The 7,987-nt window shown below is 50.5% G+C and carries 5 protein-coding genes; 3 read left to right on the top strand and 2 right to left on the bottom strand.

Annotated elements, in window-relative coordinates:
• Both fdhF and L972_RS02845 read right to left on the bottom strand, forming a co-directional pair.
• Positions 1-1,686: formate dehydrogenase subunit alpha (fdhF, locus tag L972_RS02855; RefSeq protein WP_081990679.1), on the bottom strand; the 1,686-nt coding region annotated here is incomplete at its 3' end.
• 46 nt (positions 1,687-1,732) lie between these two features.
• Positions 1,733-2,332, bottom strand: a complete 600-nt coding sequence (locus L972_RS02845) for a 4Fe-4S dicluster domain-containing protein (protein WP_047435276.1) — start codon at positions 2,330-2,332, stop codon at positions 1,733-1,735.
• Between the two features lie 506 nt (positions 2,333-2,838).
• Here L972_RS02845 and L972_RS21270 point away from each other — a divergent pair.
• From L972_RS21270 to kup, 3 genes are all read left to right on the top strand, one after another.
• A complete protein-coding gene (locus L972_RS21270) occupies positions 2,839-3,660 on the top strand; it encodes a hypothetical protein (RefSeq protein ID WP_139714670.1) in 822 nt (273 codons plus the stop codon).
• A gap of 45 nt (positions 3,661-3,705) precedes the next feature.
• Entirely contained in the window at positions 3,706-5,358 is a 1,653-nt protein-coding gene (locus tag L972_RS20510) for an ATP-dependent nuclease (protein ID WP_081990678.1), read from the top strand.
• A 479-nt stretch (positions 5,359-5,837) separates the two neighbouring features.
• Complete coding sequence (kup, locus tag L972_RS02840) at positions 5,838-7,706, top strand: low affinity potassium transporter Kup (protein WP_047435273.1); 1,869 nt, start codon at positions 5,838-5,840, stop codon at positions 7,704-7,706.
• The last annotated feature ends 281 nt before the right edge of the window (positions 7,707-7,987 follow it).

The raw sequence follows: 7,987 nt of genomic DNA, 5'->3' as shown, positions 1-7,987 counted from the left end.
CCGCCACTCGGAGGCAATCAGCTGACCCTTGCCGCTCGGGGTGGTGAACACGTTCCCCTCGAACAGAGTGCTGGTGCCCGGGTGATCCTCGGTCGGGCAAGGCCACTGCACGCTCTTGAGATCGGCCATCTTGTCGTAGCTGACCCCGGCATAGAGCGGACAGAGCGCACGCATCTCGTCCCAGATCTCTTCGGTGTTGTGGTACTCCATGGGATAACCCATGGCGGTCGCCATCAACGAGAAGATCGCCCAGTCCGGCTTCACGTTCTCGGGGGGCGTCACCGCCTTGTAGAAGCGCTGGAAGCCGCGATCCGCCGAGCTGTAGACCCCTTCGTGTTCGCCCCAGCTGGTGGCGGGCAGAATGACGTCGGCCATCTCGGCAGTCTGGGTCATGAAGATATCCTGCACGATCACCAGCTCCATCCCCGCCAGAGTACGGCGGAACTGACCCAAGTCAGCTTCGGTCTGGGCCGGATCTTCACCGAAGATGTAGAAGGCCTTGCACTTGCCCTCCTCCACCTTATGGCCAAGCTCCGTCAGGCGATAGCCGGGCTTTTGGGAGAGCGACGCCACGCCCCACGCCTTGGCGAACTTGGCGCTGATGGCGGGATCGGCCACAGACTGATAACCCGGGAACTGGTGCGGCAGCATCCCCATGTCACAGGTGCCCTGCACGTTGTTCTGACCACGCACCGGCCCGCAGCCGGTGCCGCGGCGACCGAAGTTGCCGGTCAGCAGCGCCAGACCCGCCAGCCCCTTGACCACATCCACCGCCTGACCGTACTGGGTCACCCCCATGCCCCACAGGATCATGGACGCAGGCGACTCGGCGTAGGTGCGAATAGCGGCGCGGATATCGGCGGCTTTCAGGCCAGTGATCCCCTCGACATATTCCGGGGTGTACTTGGCCACCGTCGCCTTGAAGGTCTCGAACCCTTCGGTGTAGTTGGCGACAAATGCCTTGTTGTAGAGCCCTTCGTTAATCAACACGTTGGCGAAGGCGTTAACCAGCGCCATGTTGGAACCGTTTTTGAGCGGCAGCCACTGATCGGCGATGCGGGCGGTCTCCACCATACGGGGATCACACACAATCACCTTGGCCCCGTTTGCCTTCGCCTTGAGGATATGGCGGGCCACGATGGGGTGAGAGTCAGCAGCGTTGTAACCAAATACCAGCAGGCACTTGGTCTCTTGAATTTCGGGAATGGCGTTGCTCATGGCGCCGTTACCTACAGTTGTCTCCAGACCGGAGACTGAGGGTGCGTGTCACACCCTCGCGCAGTGGTCGACGTTGTTCGTCCCAATCACCGCACGGGCAAATTTCTGCATCACATAGTTGGCTTCATTGCCGGGGCCACGGGCAGAGCCGGTGGTCATGATGGCGTCCGGGCCATATTTCGCCTTGATGGCAGAGAGACGGCTGCTGGCGAACGCGATCGCTTCGTCCCAGGAGACCGCCTCGAACTTGCCACCGCGCTCGCGGCGGATCATCGGGCTCTTGAGACGGGGGGTCAGCAGGTTGGTGTCGTTCAAAAAATCCCAACCGTAATAGCCCTTGAGGCAGAGCTGCCCCTCATTGGTCCGGCCGTTGGCGCCTTCGGCCCCCACCACCTTGTCGTTTTCAACCAGCAGGTTGATTTTGCAACCGGTGCCGCAATAGGGGCACACGGTAATGACTTTTTTCATGACTCACACTCTTGTTTGTTAACGAAAAACGGCTCGGCAAGCCCGCTCACACCCGCGCTGGCATCGCCAGCAGTGCCTCGGCACTGGCCAGCTGTTTCTGCCGGTTCAGGTTTTCAAGATGCTCCGGCGTGACCAGCCGCAGCGCCTGGGTCGGACACACCTCGACACAGGCCGGGCCCGCCTCGCGGTGACGGCAGAGATCGCACTTGAGCGCCTGCGCCTTGGTCTGCGGACGCTTGAAGAGCGAATCGGCAGCGGGTGCCACCTCTTTGAGCACCACCGCCATGGCACCGTAAGGACAGGCCACCACGCAGGACTTGCAGCCGATGCAGCGCTCCTGCAACACCTTGACGCAACCATCCTCGCTGACGATGGCATTGTTCGGGCAGGCCATGGCGCACGGCTTGTCTTCACACTGGCGGCAGAGCACCGGCGTGGTCACCTTGCTGCCCACGATCACCTTCAGGCGCGGCTGAAAGTAGCTGTCCCTGGAGACCAAATGTCCATCCTCGATGGCAAGATGCAGGCCGCCCTCCCGCTCAAGGGTCCCGCTGCAAGACCCTGACTGGTGTGAAACGGCGCAGGCCACCTCACAGGTACGACACCCAATACAGAGACTGGGATCTGCAATCACGAAGCTGTTCATAGAGAGGGATCCTAAATGGTTCGTTACACCGGGCCGCCCGCCGACAGGCAAAGAGGCGGCCAGCCCCCCACAAAGCATTTATCAGACCAAAACGGGCCAAGGGTGCGATAAAAATTTACAAGCAACTGAAAATAAAGGAGTAATCAGCAAGAGCAGCTTGCTATTTACTGCTACTGACGAGGGTGACGACGGGGTGGGAAGTGTGATCGACACGACAAAAGTGACGAGATCGACACCGGCTGACTAAGGTATTTCACCCTGCCCTTTTAGCTCGAGAGCGCAAATAACAACCAATCAATGACTAATTTATTGATCTTGGACAGATTATGCGCCGATTGCCCTTTTTACCCCCTACCCGATTGGATAGCATGCTTCAGTTGGCAACCAGCTCCGTTGGGGTCGTGTTCCTGATATAGCTACGAAATTTAAAGCAGCTAGATAGGGAAAACTATTCATAGCGTTCAATTTCAAGCTAGCAATGAACAGGATAATGGTAGAGGTAAAATGTGGTTGATAAAATTGAGTTTATTTTAAACTTACTAGAAGAATCTAGCTTTTCAGTCGAATCAAAAGCACCATTTTTAAGAGCATTCATTGGTGCTCTAGATGCAAGTAATACTTCTAGACTTCTAATTCATTCAATATCACATAATCTGTACCTTCGTGATTTAATAAATAGAAAAATTGAATTTGATATAAAAGATGGGAAGGGTCTTTTGTATGAAGATTTGGCAAGTAAGCTGTTACATATAGCAAAGACATCAAAATACTCAGTTGCTCTAAGTGCACTTATTAGCTTAAGTTTTTTGTTTTCATCTTTAAAAACAAATACGCAGCTTAGCATACTATATTTTCTTACAAATTCAGATAGAGTGGTTTTTAGACGCAAGGCATATAAACTTATGCTTGAGCACTATCATGATGATTACAAAAACATATTAATGCAATCTTGGCAAAGTTATCAAGAAATAGAATGCTGTCGTCTTATGATTGAACAGCTTGATGCCATATCATTATTACAATTTCGTCACGATTTATGCAACAAATGCAATGCAGGATGGCTTATATCAAAGCTATATATAAAGCTAGGAAAAGCACATCCTGAGCTTCTAAGCGAGTTGCGACATATTAATAGTGATGCATACTGCTATTGCTTATGGATATTGAATTTGAAATTACCCTCGGTCTCTGCAGGGGAGCTTATTGATAAATCCCATGAGCAAAGTTTTTTAATTTGGTGCTTGGGTAGATTAGCAGAGTGGGACCTTATAATGGATGTTTTTAATCTATCTAATTTAGCTCCTCAAGATATATCGTCGCCAACTTAATTATCTTCTATTTTATTAAAATTCAAAACCAACTGGAAATATATAATGAAACTAGCTGCGTTACTAATTAAAAATTTCAAAGGTATTAGTTCTGAAGTTAAAATTCTCATAGATAATGTGGTTGTTTTAATCGGCCCTAATAACTGTAGAAAATCTACTATTTTAGATGCATATGAGGCATACTGCTCTGTTGGTGCTGAACTTTCCCTTGACTATTTTCACAATCAAAATGATTCATTACCAATCTCTATAACTGGTATTTTTAACGATATCTCAACCGATGATATTGATAGTATCGGACAAGAATGGCTTATAAAAGACGATGTCGAGTTTGGAGATTGCACTAAGGTTAAATTCGTTTGGGAAAAAGCAGATGAAAAAGCCAAAAAATATAGCTTTAGTAATAAAATTAATGATTTTAAGACTGGTGGTTCTGGTGGTTTTAACTCAATCTTGAGTAGTAGACTGCCAATGCCTATACGAATAAATCCAACCGATAAAACTGATGCACTAGAACTGATAGTGAAAGAATTAATCTCTAAAAATGCTGCATCAAAAATAAAACAAGATAAGTCAAAGGTTGCCAAGATACTGGCAGAAATTGATGTCCTAGCTAAAGAGGTCGAAAGTGAATTATCAAATGATATATCCAAGATAAGCGCTAGTATCCAAGCTGAAGTAGATACAATGTTTAGTGGAATGAGCGTTGTCTTCGAAACCGGCGTAGGTAAATTTGACCCAGAGAAGGCAATTAAAGAAGGAAGCCGTTTCATATTTGAAAATAATGGAAGTTCAGCGCCGTTATCAAATCAAGGATCCGGAGTACAACGATCCTTTCTTTGGGCCGCGATAAAAACACTAAGCTCTCAAGGTCTACTTAAAAATGGCAGAACACCGATACCAGCCGAAAGACAAAAAGTATTGCTAATTGATGAGCCAGAAATAAACATGCATCCAGCAGTAATAAGATCCGCTTGCGAAGCAATATATTCCTTAGCTAGTTTAGATGGCTGGCAGGTTATCTGTACAACCCATTCTCCAATTTTTATAGACTTAACTAAAGATCACACCACTCTAATAAAAGTATCCAATACTAACTCAGACGTCCTTTATTACCAGACAGACAAATCATGTTTCTCTCCAGAGGAAAAAGATAACTTAAAAATTTTAAATCGCTGCTGTCCAACTGTTAATGAGTTTTTCTTCTATGATACATCTTTGCTTGTTGAAGGTGATACAGAATATTTGGCTTATCAAGATCAAATAAAAACTCATAATCTCTCTATGACACATTGCGTTATCAATTGTCGAGGAAAGGCTAACATTCCAACCTTCATTAAAATATTTAACCAGTTTGGTGCAAAAGCTATCGCGATCCATGATTTAGACACAAAGTACCTTGGTAATGGAAACAAAAATGCAATGTGGACTATAAACGAAAAAATCAGGCTTGCTGCTGATGAAACTCAAGGTAGAGTAAAAACCTTGGTTCATATTCCAGACTTTGAAGGATATTACCTTAATGAGACGCCCCAAAAAGACAAACCATATAACTTATTTCAACATATAACATCAGCTGATTTTTCAACAAATCCAAAATATGCACGACTAAGAACATCATTATTAGACATCGAAGCCGGCACTCATACTGGAATATATTCACATTCATCCGAACTGGAAAAACATGTACTAAAATAACAAATATTTACTAATGACCGTCGTCACGGCGGTCATGTTCCTACCCCTGAATAAATAAAGACTCCATTGCTACCCAACGCCCTCCCCTTTGCCATTCTGCACGCAATTAATTGCGTCATTACTTTATCGTCTTTTTATCACCCACCTCGATAAAAATACCGGCCCAACATATCCCCAGATAAAACAATCAGTTGCCCGCTTCAGCGCCATATAGTTCAATCGCCGGATAATTAATTCTCTTACTCAAATTGAACTTTTGATTATTTATAACTGAGCATAGTCCCGCAGAGTGTGTGTCATTATAAGCTTAATGACAGATGAACAGACTGTGTTCCATGACAAGCAGATCACTATTCCGTTAGCGCCCTTTCCCATCGCAATCCATTAATTCTCTCCCGATTAAATATCACGACTCTCCTGGTAGGTCGGGCAGCTGTGCGTTGGCAAACGTGTAAACATCAAACTGACAAGATGAACTCATGAACTGTGATAAACAACAAGCCACTCCCGGCGTTATGCTGGCGGCGATTGGCGTAGTCTATGGCGATATCGGCACCAGCCCGCTCTATACCTTGCGCGAGTGCCTGTCAGGTCAATTCGGGTTCGGCGTCGAGCCCGCCTCCATTCTCGGCTTTCTCTCGCTGATCTTCTGGCTGCTGATCCTGGTGGTGTCGGTCAAGTACCTCTCCTTTGTGATGCGGGCCGACAACGCCGGCGAGGGTGGCATTCTCACCCTGATGTCGCTGGCGACCCGCAACGCCTCCACCCGCTGGACGCCGCTGCTGATCATCCTCGGCCTGATTGGCGGCAGCTTCTTCTATGGCGAGGTGGTGATCACTCCGGCGATGTCGGTGATGTCAGCCATCGAGGGGCTGAGCATTCTCACCCCCGCCCTCGACCCCTATATCGTCACTCTCTCGGTGCTGGTGCTGACCCTGCTGTTTGCCATCCAGAAACATGGCACCGCCATGGTGGGCAAGCTGTTTGCCCCCATCATGCTGATCTGGTTTATGACGTTGGCGGTGCTGGGGCTGCGCGGCATCATCCACAACCCCGAGGTGCTGGGTGCGCTTAACCCCGTCTGGGCGGTGCGCTTCTTTATCCAGTACCAGACCACCTCCTTCTTTGCCCTCGGCGCCGTGGTGCTGGCCATCACCGGGGTGGAGGCGCTCTACGCGGATATGGGCCACTTTGGCAAAAATCCAATTCGCCTCGCCTGGTTTATCGTGGTGTTGCCCTCCCTGGTGCTTAACTACTTCGGTCAGGGGGCGCTGCTGCTAAGCAATCCCGCGGCCATTGCCAACCCCTTCTTCCTGCTCGCGCCGAAATGGGCGCTGGTGCCGCTGCTGTTGCTGGCGACCATGGCGACGGTGATCGCCTCGCAGGCGGTGATCTCCGGGGTCTTTTCGCTGACCCGGCAGGCAGTGCGCCTCGGTTATCTCTCACCCATTCGCATCGTTCACACCTCAGAGCAGGAGTCCGGCCAGATCTATATTCCGGTCATCAACTGGATGCTCTATATCTCGGTGGTGATCGTCATCATGAGCTTCGAGCACTCCAGCAATCTGGCGGCGGCCTACGGCATCGCGGTGACCGGCACCATGGTGCTCACCTCGATCCTCTCCTGCTCGGTGGCCAAGAACAGCTGGCACTGGAACAAATATCTGGTGGCCATCCTGTTTGCCGCGCTGCTCTGTATCGACGTGCCGCTGTTTGCCGCCAATCTTGCCAAGATCTTCTCCGGCGGCTGGCTGCCGCTCACCCTGGGCGCGGTGATGTTCACGGTGATGACCAGCTGGAAGAGCGAGCGCTTTCAGCTTATTCGCCGCCTGAACGAGCACGGCAACTCCCTTGAGCCGATGATCGCCTCGCTGGAGAAATCCCCGCCGACCCGGGTGGCGGGCACTGCCGTCTATATGTCGCGGGTGGTCAATGTGATCCCCCATGCGCTCCTGCACAACCTCAAGCACAACAAGGTGCTGCACGAGCGGATCATCCTGCTCACCCTGCGGGTGGAAGAGGTGCCCTACGTCCACAATGTGCGCCGGGTCTGCATCGAGCAGCTCTCCCCCACCTTCTGGCGGGTGGTGGCAAGCTACGGCTGGCGCGAGACTCCGAACGTGGAGGAGATCTTCCACCGCTGCAACGCCGAGGGGCTGAGCTGCCGGATGATGGAGACCTCGTTCTTTATGGCCCACGAGTCGCTCATCATGAAAGACCGCCCCTGGTATCTCTATCTGCGCGGCAAGCTCTTTATGCTGCTGCAGCGCAACGCCCTGCGCGCCCCGGATCAGTTCGAGATCCCGCCCAACCGGGTCATCGAGCTGGGCTCACAGGTGGATATCTGATGGCGTGTTGATAGCGCCTTAATGACATAGAAAACGTCAGCAATAGAGAGGGAGGCATTGGCCTCCCTCTCTTGTTTCCGTTAACCCCCATTACCGGCCCCTCATCCCCAGCCCTTCTCCCGCAAGGGGAGAAGGGAGCAAACCACCACGACCATATGTTGCCAACGGTGCAATTCACTTCGTTCATTGCACCCTACTCCCGGCATGCTGCCGATATGTTTGCGTTCTCGTGCGTCCGATTACGCTTCGCTAATCGAACCTACTGTTTCAACACTGACGGG

This window comes from Aeromonas sp. ZOR0001, assembly GCF_000801015.1.
Classification (GTDB): Bacteria; Pseudomonadota; Gammaproteobacteria; order Enterobacterales; family Aeromonadaceae; genus Aeromonas; species Aeromonas veronii.
The sequence above is the reverse complement of the archived record's forward strand: the minus strand, read 5'-3'. Positions and strand labels throughout refer to the sequence as shown.

Coding starts and splice junctions, on each gene's coding strand:
- L972_RS20510 (WP_081990678.1), top strand. CDS start 3,706: ATGAAACTAGCTGCGTTACTAATTAAAAATTTCAAAGGTATTAGTTCT.
- kup (WP_047435273.1), top strand. CDS start 5,838: ATGAACTGTGATAAACAACAAGCCACTCCCGGCGTTATGCTGGCGGCG.
- L972_RS02845 (WP_047435276.1), bottom strand. CDS start 2,332: ATGAACAGCTTCGTGATTGCAGATCCCAGTCTCTGTATTGGGTGTCGT.